The organism is Gammaproteobacteria bacterium (ex Lamellibrachia satsuma) (genome assembly GCA_019623805.1).
In the GTDB taxonomy this organism is placed as follows: Bacteria; Pseudomonadota; Gammaproteobacteria; order Chromatiales; family Chromatiaceae; genus QGON01.
Map to the genome: position 1 here is coordinate 4,019,506 of CP053680.1, position 17,072 is coordinate 4,036,577.

A 17,072-nucleotide genomic window follows, 5' to 3' on the forward strand; every position below is an offset into this window, starting at 1 on the left:
GAAGCTCATCATTTAGCCCGGCAGAACCTTCTTGAAAGGTTTCACCGTCACTCGATTATAGACGCCGGCCGTTACATAGGGGTCGCTATTGGCCCATTCGCGGGCGTCTACCAGGTTGGGGAATTCCGCCACTACAAGGCTGCCACTGAAACCTGCCGGTCCAGGATCTTCCGAATCGATGGCCGGGTGTGGGCCAGCCAGCAACAGCCGTCCCTCCTGCTGCAGTTTTTCCAGTCGCTGCAGATGATCAGGGCGAACCTTCAGCCTTTGCTCAAGACTCTCTTCATGATCTTCTGCGATGATGGCGTAAAACATGTTTCAATTCTCCTCAGGCGCTTCCTCAGTATCCCGCATATGACGTGCCAGGTAGAACGCCTGCAGAATAATGAAGACCATTGTCAGGCCCATCATGCCGAAAAGTTTGAAATTTACCCAACTCTCTTCAAGAGACTTTGCATTAAGGCACATTTTCAACTCATTTGATTGAAACAGGGTGCTGCACTGGTCGAAATCGATTTCTGTAACGCCTGTTTGATGGATCAGGGCCTGTTCGGCAATAAAAAAGTCGTTGGCCACGTAGAGGTTGAGAAAACCAAGCAGGATGAAGAAGAGACCCCATGTGGTATTCAGCTTTCGCCAGATGAGTGACGGGACGTTGATGCTGCCACCCATCATTCGTTCCAGCAGGGGTTTTTCCCCGATAAACAGACTGGCGAGAAATACCCCGCCGAAAAGCCAATTGATGACCGAGGGCTTCCACATTATGAAGGTGCGATCCTGCAGAACGAGGGTCAGGCCGCCGAAGATAACCAGGATCCCCAATGTGATGAGATGCATATTCTCAACATGGCGATGGCGCAGCCAGCCATATCCCACCTGGACGAAAGACGCCGCAATAGCCACAGCGGTGGCTGCGTAAATCCCATACAGTTTGTATGCGACAAAGAAAAGTATGACCGGGAAAAAATCGGCTAGAAACTTCATTCCTGTATCGAGTCCTTCGGGAAGTCTCTGAATGAATCGTGGCTGCTCATCCAGATTTATTAAGAGGCTCCCTAGTGTAACGTGCGCTGGGCGCTCCATTTGTGAAAGTAACGCAATACAATATCACGCACATGATCCGGGTAGTTCAGCGCCTCCATCTGCTCCATTCCCTGCCTGAAAAAACCGGCCGCATCCTCAGGCAGTTTTTCCACGAGATTTCCATATGCCTCTTCCATCAGCTCGCTGCGGTGGCTGCGAGTGGCGATAATCGCACGGTTGAGCAGAAGTACGCGCCAGGGGCGGTTGGGGTTGCTCCTGTCCCGGTCGCTCTGCAACAGCGGTGACACCGCATCCTGAATCTCCCCGGTGAGAAGATAGAGTTGTTCAAGGTATAAAGGTTCCCCGACCGTGTTGGCCAGAATCGCCAGTGCATTTACCACGGGTTCCAGGGTGCTCAATTCACCGCTTTGGCGGGCTATCCAAATGGCGAGGGGGAAGGTGAGATTTTCCAGCTCACGGCTGTGTCTCTCCATTTTCAGGTTTTTGGCGCAGATGGAGATATCAATCAGCAGATTGATGCCGTAGTCCCCAAGTTCATGTATGTCATGATTTGCTATCACCGACTGATCTTCCCGGCTTTGCTCGGGGATTGGGGCACAATCGATACGGCAGTTGTCGAGTGCTCTGAGCAGGTCAAAAAGCTTGTGCATAGCCTGCATGATGAGATCCGGTGGCTGGATCTCTCCAGAGGATGGCTGGCCGATATCTTCATAAGCCTCGGTCACGTCATTGGCGAGGTCGTGGAAACTGTCGGCAATTGAGTTGATATCTACAAGCGGGAGTTGCATGCCCGGATTGTAGCAGGCAGTGGTGACTTCGTCTTCTGCCCTTCTGACATCCTGGTGAGACCTGTAGGATGTTTCAAAATCTATGCCAATCAGGTCCGCAGATATGCTGAAACAGTACAAAAACCTCTCATTTGCTGGTTGTTTTCTACTCATTTCACTCTGTTTCTCAACACAGGGGGTGGCGGACGACACTATCAGTGTCAAGATCATTGGCATGGAGTTGGCGCGTGATATTGCAGATGCGGCAGTTTTGGCCTGCCGCGCCAAGGGATATCAGGTCAGCGCAGTTGTGGTCGATCGCAATGGGGATATCCGTGCTGCTTTACGGGATGATCTCGCATCCAGGTTTACCCTGCAGATCGCCGAGGAGAAGGCAAATGCGGTGGTGATGTCCGGGCTTAAATCAGGGGAATTCCGGGAGAACCGGCAGGATATCCGGCCAGAAATGAACCATGTTCGTGGAATATTGATGATGGTGGGAGGTGTCCCAATCAACGCAGCGGGAAGCAGACTTGGTGCAGTGGGAGTCAGCGGAGCGCCTGGCGGAGAAAAAGATGAGGTCTGTGCAATCAAGGGGCTTGAGTCGGTTGAAGAGCGGCTTGAGTTTGCTGAGTGATGAAACAGCGGTAGGATGGTTAGAGCAATAAGTCTTCGTCAATGCGGTGATAGAGACTCGCAGCTGCGATGAGCGAGTTGGCTGTAAGCGCCGGTACGCCATAGACTTCAGTAGTGACGCCATAATCCTCATTGATCTTTTTCAGCAGCAGATCAAAGTCTCCGTCACCAGACAGCAGTACCACGGTGTCAACGTCTCGGGCTGATTCCATCACATCGATGGTAATACCAACGTCCCAATCACCTTTGGCAGAGCCGTCACTCCGCTGAATATAGGGTTTGAGCTTTACTGTGAAGCCAATTTTCCTGAGCGCATTTTGAAATTTCAGCTGTTTGTCGTCACCTCGATGAACGGCATAAGCGACTGCGGAAACAATCTCTCCTCCAGCGTCTATTCGCTGCCAAAGATTTCGATAATTAAATTGACGGCCGTAGACCTGTCGCGTGGTGTAGTAGATGTTTTGCACATCGACGAAAATAGCGATTTTTTTCACGGCAGTGACCTGTTGGTGAGATAAATATCCTCGAACAAAGATGACCCTATACCAACAGGCTGGGGGTGTGAAGCAACTCGCTGTTTTCATAGCGGAACCCCGGAGTTCAGGCTAAAGTTTTTCATCAGGTTGCCGCATATATGAGAGGTATTACACTTTAGTTGGCTGCCCATGCACTGAGCCAGCGCTCAGTCAGGGCCTTCTCATCGGCGTTGGTAGCGCGATAACCGAAAACATACAAGCCGTCAAGAAATCGGCGCATTGGCATTGGCGGCGTGCCGGCTAGAGAAGAAAATATGAACCAAGATCAGAAAATTATCCTCGTGGTCGATGACGAGCCTCTCAATCTGACGATTATCTGCGAATATCTGGAATTCGCCGAAGCTGGATATCAGTGGAAGACGGCGGAGGATGGCGCAACTGCTTGGAAGATGCTGGAGCAGGCACCGCATCAATATGCCGCAATCCTGCTCGACCGCATGATGCCTCGCATGGATGGTATGGATGTTCTCTCACGCATCAACGGCCATCCGGTCCTGAAAGAGGTTCCGGTCATCATGCAAACCGCCTGTGCTTCCAAAGAAGATATCGAGGAGGGCATCAAGGCCGGCGCGTACTATTACCTCACCAAACCGTTCAAGGAAGAGGCGCTGGTCTCAATTGTACGGACGGCGGTTAACGACCAGCTACGTTACCTGAACATCAGGAGAGCATTGGACAGGAACAGATTTACTCTTGGTCTGTTGCAATCGTGCCGCTTTCAATTCCGGTCGCTGAACGAAGCGCGTGACCTCTCTACCTTACTGGCGCAGGCCTGCCCAGATCCTGAAACCGCTATCACCGGGTTCAATGAATTGATGATCAATGCGGTGGAACACGGAAACCTCGGGATTGGCTATGATGAGAAGGGTTTGCTTAACGAAACGGGTAACTGGGAGAAGGAGGTCAACAGACGCCTTGGGCTGCCGGAAATGCGTAGCAAACAGGTGGAGGTGACGTTCGAGCGCTGTAATGGAGAGATCCATGTTCATATCACAGACCAGGGTGAGGGTTTTGATTCTACCCCCTATCTGGAGATATCAGCGAAGAGGGGGAGCGATAACCATGGCCGGGGCATCGCTCTGGCGCGGCTGATCAGCTTCAAGCGGCTGGAGTACCTGGGAAAAGGCAACCGGGTGCTCGCTGTCATCAATGCTCCAGCACCCGCCCAGACCGAAGAATGAATGCTGGTGACTCAAAGATGACACCCTCTGACAGCAGACTGCAGCTTGATAACAACCACATCCACCAGGAGGCATTCAATCGCTCGGAAGACGCAATCCTGCTGCTGCAAGGTGAGACATTTATCGACTGTAATCCGGCGGCAGTCAGGATGCTGCACGCTGCGGACAAATCGGAAGTACTGAACTCACACCCGGCCGACCTTTCACCGGAGCGACAACCTGATGGTCGCATTTCCAGCGAAAAAGCGACAGAAATGATCATCACGGCGTTGGAAGCGCACTTCCACCGCTTCGAATGGTGGCACCGGCGCGTTGATGGTGAGGAATTCCCCTGTGAAGTAACACTCACCACACTCCATGTTGGTGACGAAACTCTCCTCCATGTCACCTGGCGTGATCTGACCGAAGAGAAAGCTGCCCGACAGCAACATCAACTCCTGGAGACTGCCTTCAAGCAGTCGCCCGATGGTATCGCCATAGCTGGAATGGACGGGATCATCCGTACTACCAACGAAGCCTGGGCAAGAATGCACGGCTATTCGGCAGACGAGCTCACCGGTAGACACCTTAGCCTTTTTCACACACCTGAGCAGATGGAACGGGATGTGGAGCCCTTTAATCAGGAGGTCGTTGCCCTGGGGGGGCACAGCGGAGAAGTGGGGCATGTCAGGCAAAATGGTGAGGTCTTCCCCACCTGGATGACTGTCACCCTGTTACGGGATGATGAAGGGGCACCTGTCGGGCTGATCGGATCGGCGCATGACATCTCGGAACGCAAGGCTCAGGAACGCCGACTTCAGGAGTCCGAGATTCGCTACCGCACCCTTTTCGAACTGGCGCCAAACGCCATAGCAACGATTGATTTGGAGGATGGTAGGTTTGTCCAGTTCAATCGTTTTGTCCATGAAAATCTCGGTTATACCCGGCAGGAGTTCGAAAGATTGAAGATCACGGATATCGATATAATCGAATCCCCCGAAGAGGTGCAACAACATCTACAGAAGATCAAACAAGAGGGTCATGACGTTTTTGAAAGCCAACACCGCACAAGGGATGGCCGGATACGAAATGTGGAGGTGATCTGTCAGCTGATCGAGATCGATGGCAAGCAGTTCAATCAATCGGTCTGGCGTGATATCACTGAGCAGAAGCGATCGGACAATGCGCTCAGGCAAGAGATGCAGCGCCGAACCAGTCTCTCCAGGCTACTGGAGATCTCACTGAAGGGTCTTGGGCAGCAGGTGTTGTTACAGAGATTTCTTGCAGAACTGCTGGATCAGCCGCTGATGAAAGTCCGGGATAAGGGTGCCATCTTTCTGACTAACGAAGCAGGGGATCGACTAGTTCTCACTGTGGAGCACAATCTGGGGAAAAGCCTTACCAACCGCTGTGCCAGCGTGCCCTTTGGTCATTGTCTCTGCGGCCGGGCGGCGATGCAGGGCAAACTTGTTCACTCTCTCTGCAGTGACGATCACAGGCACGAGGTCCAGATCACGGAGATGAAACCCCACGGCCATTATGTTATTCCGGTGGTCGGAGACGGGCGGGTACTGGGCGTGATCAACCTCTATCTCGAACCCGGGACCGAATATGACCCGATGGATGTCGACTATCTCAGCGCAGTGGCGGATATCCTCGCTGGTGCACTCAAGCGCTTGCATGTTGAGGAAAAACTTCATCAACACAGCCTGCAGTTGGAAGAGACAGTGAGTGAACGTACGAGGGAACTGGCCAAGGCCGCCGCAAAGGCCGAGGAAGCCAACTTGGCGAAGTCCCGCTTTCTGGCCAATATGTCCCATGAGCTGCGTACACCGATGCACGCCATTCTAAGCTTTTCCAGCTTGGGTATGCAGCGTCTGAACCAGGCAACTCTGGAAAAACTGGGGACCTACTTCACCTACATCAATGAGAGTGGTGACCGGCTGTTGCTTCTGCTCAACAGCTTGCTGGACCTGGCAAAGCTGGAGTCTGATCGGATGTCGATGGCATACACAGCCGCTGATCTTCAGGAAATCGTCAATCAGTGTGCAACCGAGCAGATGGCCAGATTGGAGGAACGGGCGCTGACGCTGGAGATCGTCCCGCCAGCCTGTGAAACCAGGGGCTGTTTCGATTCGCAACGCATTGGCCAGGTCATCGGCAACCTGTTGGGTAATGCGATTAAATTCACGCCGGTAGGCCGGCGGATCTTCATCTCCTTCAGTAACGGCACACTCTTCAGTGGACGCCGTAAAGAGGATCAAAACCAGTGCATCTCACTGCGACTGAGTCTGCGTGATGAAGGCATAGGTATTCCAGAGGATGAGTTGGAGGCTGTATTCGACAAGTTTATTCAGAGCAGTAAGACACGCAGTGAAGGCGGGGGGACAGGCCTTGGACTGGCGATCAGTAAAGAGATCATAGAGGCCCATGGCGGTAGAATCTGGGCGCAAAATCACCTACAGGGAGGTGCGGAGTTCATTTTTGAAGTCCCGATTGCACAGGAGTCGGCGACTGATCTTGTATCTTGAGTGGAGTGTTGAACAGTGATGCGAAAGCTAAAAAAATATCTTCTTCCCCTGCTTATGCTCACCACTTTTTTTAGTTCTGAATCCTGCATTGCAGCAGAACAGGTGAGTATCTGCGGCACAGGGGATTCGCAACTGCTGCTACGGGTGCTTGGGAAAAAGTTTGAAGCAGACCATCCAGATATCACTATCAACGTTCCAGACAGTGTTGGCAGTGGCGGCGGTATCAGAGCAGTGGTAAAAGGAAGATGCGATCTTGCACGTGTTGCCCGTCCCCTACAGGAGAGAGAAAAACACTTTAAGCTGACCTACTGGCTGTTTGCCAGATCCCCTATTGCCTTTGTTCTTCATCCCAGCATGGAGCGACCTCGGAACCTTACCGGAAAGCAGATCAACGGAATATACAGCGGCAACCTGGAGAGATGGGATCAGGCAGGCGGCGATAAAGGAAAAATATATGTTATCAACAGAGAGGAGGGAGACTCATCACGTCATATTCTGGAAAAGAACCTTCCCGGATTTTCCGACATTGAGAGATTTTCCGGTAGAGTATTCTATACGACTCATGAAGCGCTGGAGGGAATAAAAAGCCACCGGCAAACCATCGCATATATACCTTTATCCTTGGCACTGACAAGTAACCTGCCACTATTGTCAGTGGATGGTATTATCCCGACAACCGCCAATGTACGATCAGGCGCCTATAAACTTGTTACCCCCTTTGGCCTTGCCTGGAAGAGAGAGCCACAGGGCGTTGTTAAAACATTCTTGGAATACCTCAAAACGCCGGCAGCTCAAGCAATCATGCTTGAATATGGGGCTATTGCGGTGACTCAAAGTGAATAAAATCTTATGAGTCTCGTAAAGTCACTTCAGGGAAAGATATTAATCTTTACACTTCTGCCTGTCGTGTTGACGATGGCCATAGCCGGCTATTCCGGGTACCGGATTTTTCTCGATCACGTTGAAATCCAACAGCAGAAGATGATGAAATCCTTTGCCAAAGAACAGGCAGCCCATCTTGATGATCGTTTTGAAATGCGAGCACATGAATTTCTCAAAATAGCTAACAGCAGAGAATTTGAACGCTTTGTAAAAAACTTTCAGGAAAAATTATTAGTTCGTCAATTGACTCAACTGCAGGAAGTATTTCCCATTATTCTTCTTGTTGACGAAAATGGGGATGAGCTTCTTAAAGTAAACAAAGGCCATATTACCGTGAGCGAAGGAGAAGTGAATCTTGCTTCTTTGATTCAGAGGGCCCGTAAAAATGAGGGGAGAGTGGTCTTATCAGTGACTGCTAAACAACCAGATCTTGGGGAACCTGCTCTTGAGCTGGCAATCTTTCGAAAAGGCTATTTTGAAGAAGAGGTTGATGTACTCCTCTACGGGGTTGTCCCTCTTGCGCAAATCATCGGGGAGCTGGTGGAAGAAACAATTGGGAAAACAGGTTTCCTCTCTATAAGTAATCATGATGCAAGGATTCTTGTCTCTCCGCTTGATAGCGTGACAGGGCAGAAAATCATAGCCGTGGATAGAGGTGGGAGACAGGTTATCGATGCCATTCAATCGATACAACCCTCTTATACCCGAGCCGGGATATTTGATCTGGATGCGATGGTCGCTACATTTCCACTAATAAAGACCAATTTGTCCGTAGTTGTTACGTTTCCCCACGAAGAGTTTGTCTCAGCTCCGCACGACTTGAGGAATAAGGCAATCTTAATCTCTTGTTTTGCTATCGCCCTATCCGTATTTATTGCATTTGTTCTCTCCCGCGCCATTACTGCGCCTCTGAAAAAACTTGAAGCCGCAACGAAAAAAGTAGCCTCGGGCGATTTTGTTGGCGGCCGTGTTTCAATCGATACAGGTGATGAACTTGAGAGATTGGCAGGTTCCTTTAACAGCATGACCTGTGATTTGGGCCAGTATATGGCACAGGAAAAAGAGTATGCAGCTGATCATGCGGTGCGGGCCGCCACAGAAAAAAAGATGGAGGAAATCAAGGAAAGCGAGAAAAAATACAGAACCTTGACCAATAACATCCCCGGAATGGTGTACAGGACAATATCTGACTGGACTGCTGAATTGGTTTCAGGAATTGAAGAAATATCAGGCTATGAACAGCAGGAGTTCGATTCCGGAAAATTAAATTGGTTTATGCTTATCCATCCCGACGACAAAGAGAGGGTTCTTGCTGATAGTGAACTCCTTCCAACTGGACCCATGACCATTTGTCAGGAGTATCGAATCATCAAGAAAAACGGACATGTTTGCTGGGTGGCTGACTACAAAACTTCGATTTTCAATCAACAGGGAAACTGGCTGGGTATCGATGGCGTTGTCCTGGATATAACCAACCGAAAAACAATGGAGCAAGTGCTTACTGAAGCTAAGAATACGGCGGAGCAAGCCAATCAGGCCAAGTCTGTCTTTCTGGCGAATATGTCCCACGAACTGCGCACTCCGATGCACGCCATTCTCAGCTTCTCTTCATTCGGACTGGAAAACGGAGAAACCGCAGAGCGGCAAAAACTGATCGAGTACTTTACCCATATTCAGACAAGTGGCAACCGGCTACTGATACTACTCAACGACCTGTTGGATCTGTCCAAGCTGGAAGCTGGGCGCATGGCATTGGAATACCAGCCCAACGATTTGAAGTGTGTGGCGGAAAGCGCCATTCACGAACTGCGGGGACACATTGCAGATCAAGGCGTGTTGTGTGATCTCCTCCCCCCGGAAACAGATACCATAGGTGAGTTCGACGCCCTGCGCATCGGTCAGGTGATAACCAACCTGCTCTCCAATGCCATCAAGTTTACAGCCACGGGGGGACATATCCAGATCTCTATCTGTCAGGAGAGACTGGAGATTGACGGCCATGAGATGCCTGGGTTGCAACTGAGCGTTCTTGATCAGGGCGTTGGGATCCCGGAAGCGGAACTGGATACTATTTTCGATAAATTCATCCAGAGCAGCAAGACTCGCACCGGGGCTGGAGGCACCGGCTTGGGGCTGGCGATCAGCAAAGAGATCATCGAGGCGCATACAGGACGGATCTGGGCAGAAAATAATTTGGAACAAGGGGCGCAGTTCCACTTTCTGATCCCGGTCACTCCCTTTATTCAGCCCGCAGCGGAAAACAGAGCACATTGAGCATGCGGCTATTTCAGCCTCACTCTGAATTGATCTCTCTGAGCACTGAACAGCAGCGACAGGTTGATCAGGCGGGCAGTATTGATCTCGGGCGGCGCTCAGGTGTCATCGCGTTGGCCTATCCAGTGCTTCTCGGCATTTTTGTCTTGGGCAACATTGATCTATACGCCAAAATGGATCTTTTAAGCTTGGTGATTTTCAGCCTGCTTCTGGTCAGTCTGGTCAGGTTTATCTATGGTCGCCAGCTCGCTCAGGCCACTGATGAAAGCATCGATGGGCTAAGGCTTCGATACGTTTTCTGGACTCTGGGAACGATACTGCTGATTGGTATGATGCTCTGCCTGATTGTGATCGTTACCGAACTCTCGCTGGAGGGTATGACTGCGATTGTGATCGGCCTGGGAATATGTGCTGGCGCCCTGGCTACAATGAATCTCTATCAACTGCCCTGGGTCTTTTTTCTCTTGCTGTTCTGGTCCCCAACTGTGCTGGCCTGTTTATATCTGGGCATACAAGGAGACAGTTCTGTGCTCCTGTTCGGTATCCTCATCGCTATCTATGCCCTATTTATCTACCGATTGGGTAATCGGTTGGCGAAAGAGTATTGGTGCAGTCAGTGCATGGTGGTCGAACTTGAACATAAAACCGGACAATTGGTCACTGCCAATGAACATCTGACCTCTGCTCAACAGGAATTGATGGAGCACCAGAACAATCTGCAAGACCTGGTAGATGAACAGACAAAAGATCTGGTATTGGCCAAGGAGCAGGCTGAAGAGGCCAATCAGGCAAAATCCCGGTTCCTTGCCAATATGTCTCATGAATTGCGTACTCCAATGCACGCAATTTTGAGTTTTTCATCCTTTGGCCTGAAAAAGGGTGAAACTGCAGAACGAAAAAAGCTGATCGACTATTTCTCCCATGTTCATGCAAGTGGTGAACGCCTGTTGATACTGCTCAATGGTATTCTCGACCTGGCGAAACTTGAATCAGGCCGTATGGAGATGACGATTAAGCACAACGATCTCATGGAGGCCGCCGAGGAGGCGGTTGCTGAACTGGGGCGTTACATTCAGGATCAAGGACTGCACTGTGAATTTACATCCCAGGAAAAAAGCGTGTACGGTGAGTTCGACGCCCTGCGGATAGGCCAGGTCATTCGTAATTTACTCTCCAATGCTGTCAAGTTCACTCCGTCCGGGGGGCATATTCACCTGACTGTCCAGACAGGCACTATGACGCATGACAAGCAGACAATCCCCGCTCTACATTTCAAGATTCAGGATCAGGGCATAGGTATTCCAAAGGTCGAACTGAAGAAGGTCTTCAAAAAATTCACCCAGAGCAGCAAGATTGAGGCAGGAACCGTAGGTACAGGTCTGGGGCTTGCCATTTGTAAAGAGATCATAGATGCCCACAGAGGCCGTATATGGGCAGAGCAGGCTCCAGGTAAAGGGGCCATTTTCCAGTTTCTGATACCTGCCGGTAACAATCCGGGAACTGATTAAAGAAAAACCGTGAGATGCCGATAATCCGAGCATTCAGAAATTAAAACAAAGGAACCCCTGATTAATTGAGTCACTGTCATCTCGATCCTGGGATGAGATTTAAAACTACATTGCTATCAATAGGTTACGATGGTGAGTAAACGGTTGTAGTGTTTACGAATCTATGGATGGAGATGACAATTAATCAGAGGCTCCAATAATTATTAGGAATATAAGAATGGAAGAGCAGATAAAGACTCAACCCCTGATTCTTGGTGTTGACGATGAACCGCTTAACCAGATCATCCTCGAAGAGCTTCTGTCCAATGAATTTGAACTGATTTCCGCTGAAAATGGCCAGGCTTGCATCGAAAGCGTGGCGACCCGCAGGCCTGACCTGATCATCATGGATGTCAATATGCCGGTACTGAACGGGTTGGAAACCTGCCGCCGGCTCCGTCAAGACCCTGACTATGGTGAACTCCCGATCATTTTTGTATCGGCTCTGGCATCAGCCGAAGAGCGCCTGGCAGGGTACGAAGCAGGCGCTGATGACTACATCACAAAGCCATTTGATGAAAGTGAGCTTAATTCTACTTTGTCAGATTAGATCTATAAGTAACTCACTGAATAATATAAAATATATGCTGTGAATTTCTTGGCAATCATCGTAAGGAAGAGCATCAAATGACAAGCACCAAGGTCATTTGAATTACCTGATACGCGCATAAGTAGAATCGATCGCATAGCGGAGCGATTCCAACGTTTCCAGTACCGCTTTGAATCCCATTTTCGAAGCAAGACGAGGTCGGTGTTTCAACCGGTCACACACTATCTCAAAGGCCTGATGCAAGCGCAGAGAAAGAACATGGAACGCATGGAAGAGGTGGTTGCAGGCGCAGATGATCAGCGTCTCCAGCATATGCTCACCGAGTCCCCGTGGGATCATCGTGCGGTGTTAGACCAAGTGGCGCTGGAAGCCGATCAATGGCTGGGTGGAACCGCGGATACCTGTCTGTTGCTCGATGAGAGTGGCCTTGCCAAGAAGGGTAAACATTCAGTGGGGGTTAAACGCCAATGGAATGGCCGCCAGGGCAAGGTGGATAACTGCCAGGTTGGTGTATTCGCAGCACTGGGTAAAGGGCACTTGTCCACGCTGATAGATGAACGTCTCTATCTACCCAAAGAGTGGGTATCGAACCCGGCTCGCTGTCGCAAGGTGGGTATCCCGGAAGTTGAACGGAAACATCAAAGCAAGTCAGAGTTGGCGCTGGAGATGGTGCGTCATCAGAGGACGCTTGGCCTGCGTTTTGCCTGGGTGGGTGCAGATGGGGGATACGGGAAGGATCCGGCTTTTCTGAGGGGTTTGGAGGCGATGGGTGAAACCTTTGTGGTGGACATCCACAAAGACCAACAGGTCTACCTGGAAGATCCACAGCCGTTCATACCGGAGAGCACGACAACGCGCGGTCGTCGTCGAAGTCGTCTGCAAGCCCAGGCAGCCCGTCTGCGCGTTGACCAGTGGCTCAATGAGCAACGGGACAGCGAGTGGCAGCAAGTGGTATTACGGGATAGCAGCAAGGGCAAACTGCGCGTCGAGATCCTGCATCATCGGGTTTGGCTTTGGGATGGAAAAGAAGCCCAGGCACATCAATGGCACCTGATTGTACGACGAGAGGTCAATTCACCGGAGACGATTAAATACACCTTGTCGAATGCACCGGAAGAAACGCCATCCCATTGTCTTGCAAAGATGCAGGCGCAGCGGTTCTGGGTTGAGCGTTCGTTCCAGGATGGTAAGAGTGAATCAGGTCTTGCTGATTATCAGGCCCGTAAATGGAAATCCTGGCATCACCATATGGCCTTGGTCATGATGGCGATGTTATTCATGCTCGAAGAGCGAATTGTGCAAAAAGATGATCACCCCTTACTCAGTTGTTCAGACATCGAATCGCTATTGCGTGCCTTCCTGCCACGGCGAGATATTGAACGCGATGAAATACTACGGCAAATGACGAAACGGCATCGTAAACGACAAGCGGCTATCGACTCCCAATATCGAAAACAGACGCTGGAACAGTCGGTTGCCGGGTGATGGAATCTGACAAAGTAGAATTAAAGCCAAAATCGTCATCGCACTAAAAAACAACGAACAGAAGAAAAATCTGCGCCACTCATCTCAGGATGCCATGCAGATGGCGATGGCCGCCATGACCAGTGCCGCAGAATTTGGGGTGATTTTAAGGTTTTTCCAGAATAGTTTTTCCAGTAAGGATTTCACCGAACTTGGGCAGCAAGTCTTTTCTGTTCTGGATGAATATGGGTTATCAGGAAGTTTGATAATGAAACAGCAGCAGGAGACCCTTTTCATCACGAAAGACGGGCTGGATCGCCCTTTGGAGCAATCAGTGCTGGAAAGCCTGGTCGGCGGGCAGCGCATTTTTGAGTTTGGCAGCCGAGCCGTCTTCAATGGTGAGAGGGCATCACTGCTGATTCGCAGCATGCCTCATGATGATGGAGAAAAGGTGGGGCGTCTGAAGGACACTCTGGCGGTATTGATTGAGGGTGTGGATGCAAGAATCAAGGGCATAGAGACAGAGCAGAAACTCTACAGACGCCAACAGGATCTTTCCGAGGTCATTGAAATGGCCAGGCAGAGCCTTGCCGGAATCGACAGTCAACATAAGCAGCAACGCATAGAGAATGCCCAGATACTTTCCGACATGGGAACTGATATCGAGAAATCGTTCATGCATCTGGGTCTCTCAGGAGAGCAGGAGGAGGCTCTTGTGGAGATGATCACTGAAACAGAGGCAAAGACCGATGCTCTCTACGAAGCCGGACAGGCGCTGGATGAACAGTTCGGAAATATCATGCTCCGCCTCAAATCCTCCCTGAAGGAAAATAGTGAAACTGATAGATAACTCAAGCAATCATGGTGCGCACGGCGCACCCTACCAGATCAATTGAACTCCGAAACTTAAGTAGCAGCCTACATGTAACGGACGTAGGGTGCGCTGTGCGCACCAGATACTGGTTATTGTTGCCGACACGCTTGCTTTTATGGATCGGCATGCTTCTCGCGTACCTCGATCAGCTGATCCAGAACGGTGTTGAATGCGGTGACCAGGGCAGGATCAAAGTGGACACCGGACTGCTCATTGATCAGTTTCATCGCGTCCTCAATCGCCCAGGCAGACTTGTAGGGACGAGACATGGTCAGAGCATCGAAAACGTCGGCAACAGCAACGATACGGCCTTTTATCGAAATTTGATGACCTTTCAGACCCTTTGGATACCCGCCGCCATCCCATTTTTCATGGTGTGTCAGGGCGATAGTACGGGCACATTCGATGAGCGGGTTGGATCCACCCCGGAGAATTTTGGCGCCGATGGTGGTATGTGTCTTCATTATCTCCCACTCATCAGCATCCAGCTTTCCCGGCTTCAGCAGAATTTTGTCTGGAATACCAATCTTGCCGATATCATGCATTGGCGCTGCATAGAGTATTCGCTCCGCCTCATCCGTGCTTAGCCCGATCTGTATGGCAAGAAGCCTGGAGTAGTGTCCGACACGAACAGTGTGTTCTCCCGTTTCGGTATCACGGAACTCTGCGGCATATCCCAGGCGTTTGACGATCTCCGCCTGGGTTTCCAATAGCTCTCTGGTTTTTGCTCTGACCGCATGTTCCAGGGTCGAACTGTAGTGAGTGACCAGTTTGTGGGCGAGAGAGACTTCAAGCAGATTGTAGGCGCGGCTCAATACCTCTTCGCTGTCGAAAGGTTTGACCAGGAAATCCTTGGCGCCTCCCCGCAAGGCCCGCAAGCGCGTCTCCCTATCACCTATCGCAGTGAGCACCAGCACCGGCGGTGGGGGTTCGTACTTATGCTCGCTGAAATGCGACATTACCTCGAATCCGTCCATACCCGGCATGTTGAGGTCCAACAGTACCAGATCGAACCGGTGCTGCTTAAAAAGCGCTACGGCCTCTTTTGGGTCTGTAGTGGATTGGACGTTTGGGTAGCCGGCGCTATCAAATATCTCCTCCACCACGAGGAGATTCAGCGGTTCGTCATCAACTACCAGAATCTGCCCGGCTTTGATTTCCGACTCGGTGATCATGCGTATCCCATCAAATTGGTACGGTAATCAAATACTACTCGCCCTGCAGGTGATGATTGAGTAAATTGACGAATATAGATTTGTTGCGTTGTTTAATGGATGTTTTGTACATTGTCGAAAATAGTGATTGGTTAATGATAACTGGCATAGTTGACATAGCTTGATGATCATAGCAAATATTCTGGTAGGGTTTGTCGCCTTTCTTCATGTTTGTTTCCTTGTTCTTGAAATGTTCCTTTGGGATAAACCATTTGGTCTACGGACATTTGGACATACGAAGGAATTTGCCGGAGTATCAAAGACCCTCGCAATGAATCAGGGACTCTATAACGGGTTCCTGGCAGCTGGACTTGTGTGGGGTCTTTGCCTGGGTTCGGCAGGGAATTCAATCAAGATCTTTTTTTTGAGTTGCGTCGTGATCGCTGGGGTCTTCGGTGGAATAACAGCAAGTCAAAAGATACTGTTGTTTCAGGCGTTACCGGCGGTTTTGGCGCTCGTTGCTCTATTTCTTACTTAAATGCACCAAATTAGCCAGGCTGTCTACCAGGGATTGCCTTGCCATCATTAACCAGTACCCGTGCAGCATCCCATATTCAACCACAAAGAACACGAAGGACACAAAGAAAATATATTGTTATATCAATTATTTACCTTCGTGCGCTTCGTGGTAAAAACTATAGAACCTGTCGAATATCTGCCTGTTTCAACAACACCTCCTCACTTTCCCGTTCTGCTTGAATCGGCTCTCCAAAAAGCTGTTGAAATTCATCAACTGCAATATAGGACCAGGCTGAGCGGTCACTGAATAACTGCTTCATCAAGGCACGATTGAGCGAATGACCAGGTTTGTAGGCGTAGTAGTGGCCAAATATCGGTACGCCCGCAAGCGCAAGGTCACCAAAAGCGTCGAGCACCTTGTGGCGTACAAACTCATTGTCATAGCGCAGTCCACCTTCATTGACGATGCGTTCCCCATCCACAAGCACTGCATTATTCAACGATCCTCCCAGGGCAAGTCCACGATTCCGCAGCGCATTCAATTGCTGAGCGAAGCCAAAAGTCCTAGCTCTTGCGATATCGTTTCTGAAAGCCTCATTCACCAACTCCACGGAGAATGTTTGGGCGCCGACCGCGGTACCTGGGAAATCGATGGCAATCGTAATCCTGGGCGTGGGATGCGGCATCAGGATGGCGAACTTGTCACCCTCGCGCACCTCAATCGGCCGCTGTACCCATATTGCATGCCGGGGCGCACTCTGTTTCCGGGTACCAATGCGCTTGATGGTGGTAGCAAAGGGTGCCGCACTGCCGTCCATGATTGGGACTTCCGGACCATCCACTTCAACCAAAGCGTTATCCACACCGCAGCCGAAGAGGGCGGCCATCAGATGTTCTACCGTATCGACGGTTGTACCCTGCTTATTCATCAGTGTCGTTGACATGGCTGTGGCATGCACGTTGTACCAGCGGGCAGGGATCAATCCTGTGCCTGGCTCAACATCTTTGCGCAAAAAGTAGATCCCACTGCTGTCCGTGCTCGGTTTAAGTGTGATCTTGGCTCTTTTGCCGCTATGCAAGCCGATACCCACGAAACTGATGGGTTCCCGAAGGGTTTTCTGATATTGGATATGA

General features: G+C 50.5%; 16 protein-coding genes. 10 read left to right on the top strand and 6 right to left on the bottom strand.

What is annotated here, in order from left to right:
- Positions 1 to 12: 12 nt before the first annotated feature.
- The 3 genes from HPY30_17280 to HPY30_17290 all read right to left on the bottom strand — a co-directional run bounded on the left by HPY30_17280 (position 13) and on the right by HPY30_17290 (position 1,832).
- Positions 13 to 315: a YciI family protein gene (locus HPY30_17280; GenBank protein ID QYZ67582.1), complete on the bottom strand. Its 303-nt coding sequence runs from the start codon at positions 313 to 315 to the stop codon at positions 13 to 15.
- Between the two features lie 3 nt (positions 316 to 318).
- Positions 319 to 984, bottom strand: coding sequence for a septation protein A (locus HPY30_17285; GenBank protein QYZ67583.1), 666 nt, complete (start codon positions 982 to 984; stop codon positions 319 to 321).
- Positions 985 to 1,055: 71 nt separating this feature from the next.
- Positions 1,056 to 1,832, bottom strand: a complete 777-nt coding sequence (locus tag HPY30_17290) for a hypothetical protein (GenBank protein ID QYZ67584.1) — start codon at positions 1,830 to 1,832, stop codon at positions 1,056 to 1,058.
- Positions 1,833 to 1,935: 103 nt separating this feature from the next.
- On the opposite strand from HPY30_17290, the gene HPY30_17295 reads away from it, so the two are divergent.
- Positions 1,936 to 2,448, top strand: coding sequence for a heme-binding protein (locus HPY30_17295; protein QYZ68110.1), 513 nt, complete (start codon positions 1,936 to 1,938; stop codon positions 2,446 to 2,448).
- 19 nt (positions 2,449 to 2,467) lie between these two features.
- Here HPY30_17295 and HPY30_17300 read toward each other — a convergent pair whose 3' ends face one another.
- On the bottom strand, positions 2,468 to 3,031 hold the full coding sequence (locus HPY30_17300) for an NYN domain-containing protein (protein ID QYZ67585.1): 564 nt from the start codon (positions 3,029 to 3,031) through the stop codon (positions 2,468 to 2,470).
- A gap of 206 nt (positions 3,032 to 3,237) precedes the next feature.
- Here HPY30_17300 and HPY30_17305 point away from each other — a divergent pair, with 206 nt between their 5' ends.
- From HPY30_17305 to HPY30_17340, 8 genes are all read left to right on the top strand, one after another.
- On the top strand, positions 3,238 to 4,164 hold the full coding sequence (locus HPY30_17305; protein ID QYZ67586.1) for a response regulator: 927 nt from the start codon (positions 3,238 to 3,240) through the stop codon (positions 4,162 to 4,164).
- A 17-nt stretch (positions 4,165 to 4,181) separates the two neighbouring features.
- Positions 4,182 to 6,674 (top strand): PAS domain S-box protein, encoded by a 2,493-nt coding sequence (locus HPY30_17310; protein ID QYZ67587.1) that lies wholly within the window; start codon positions 4,182 to 4,184, stop codon positions 6,672 to 6,674.
- Between the two features lie 18 nt (positions 6,675 to 6,692).
- Complete coding sequence (locus HPY30_17315) at positions 6,693 to 7,517, top strand: hypothetical protein (GenBank protein ID QYZ67588.1); 825 nt, start codon at positions 6,693 to 6,695, stop codon at positions 7,515 to 7,517.
- A 6-nt stretch (positions 7,518 to 7,523) separates the two neighbouring features.
- A complete protein-coding gene (locus HPY30_17320) occupies positions 7,524 to 9,830 on the top strand; it encodes a PAS domain-containing protein (GenBank protein QYZ67589.1) in 2,307 nt (768 codons plus the stop codon).
- A 2-nt stretch (positions 9,831 to 9,832) separates the two neighbouring features.
- Positions 9,833 to 11,338, top strand: a complete 1,506-nt coding sequence (locus HPY30_17325) for a hypothetical protein (protein QYZ67590.1) — start codon at positions 9,833 to 9,835, stop codon at positions 11,336 to 11,338.
- A 217-nt stretch (positions 11,339 to 11,555) separates the two neighbouring features.
- Complete coding sequence (locus tag HPY30_17330; protein QYZ67591.1) at positions 11,556 to 11,927, top strand: response regulator; 372 nt, start codon at positions 11,556 to 11,558, stop codon at positions 11,925 to 11,927.
- A gap of 237 nt (positions 11,928 to 12,164) precedes the next feature.
- Positions 12,165 to 13,412 carry an IS701 family transposase gene (locus HPY30_17335; GenBank protein QYZ67592.1) on the top strand — a complete coding sequence of 416 codons (1,248 nt, stop codon included), beginning with the start codon at positions 12,165 to 12,167 and terminating at the stop codon, positions 13,410 to 13,412.
- Positions 13,413 to 13,659: 247 nt separating this feature from the next.
- Positions 13,660 to 14,241, top strand: a complete 582-nt coding sequence (locus tag HPY30_17340; GenBank protein QYZ67593.1) for a hypothetical protein — start codon at positions 13,660 to 13,662, stop codon at positions 14,239 to 14,241.
- 137 nt (positions 14,242 to 14,378) lie between these two features.
- Here the strand turns inward: HPY30_17340 and HPY30_17345 are convergent, their stop codons facing one another.
- Positions 14,379 to 15,440: a response regulator gene (locus HPY30_17345; protein QYZ67594.1), complete on the bottom strand. Its 1,062-nt coding sequence runs from the start codon at positions 15,438 to 15,440 to the stop codon at positions 14,379 to 14,381.
- A 160-nt stretch (positions 15,441 to 15,600) separates the two neighbouring features.
- On the opposite strand from HPY30_17345, the gene HPY30_17350 reads away from it, so the two are divergent.
- On the top strand, positions 15,601 to 15,957 hold the full coding sequence (locus HPY30_17350; GenBank protein QYZ67595.1) for a DUF1304 domain-containing protein: 357 nt from the start codon (positions 15,601 to 15,603) through the stop codon (positions 15,955 to 15,957).
- A 157-nt stretch (positions 15,958 to 16,114) separates the two neighbouring features.
- On the opposite strand, the gene HPY30_17355 is transcribed toward HPY30_17350, so the two are convergent.
- Positions 16,115 to 17,068, bottom strand: a complete 954-nt coding sequence (locus tag HPY30_17355) for a UDP-3-O-acyl-N-acetylglucosamine deacetylase (GenBank protein ID QYZ68111.1) — start codon at positions 17,066 to 17,068, stop codon at positions 16,115 to 16,117.
- Positions 17,069 to 17,072: the final 4 nt, after the last annotated feature.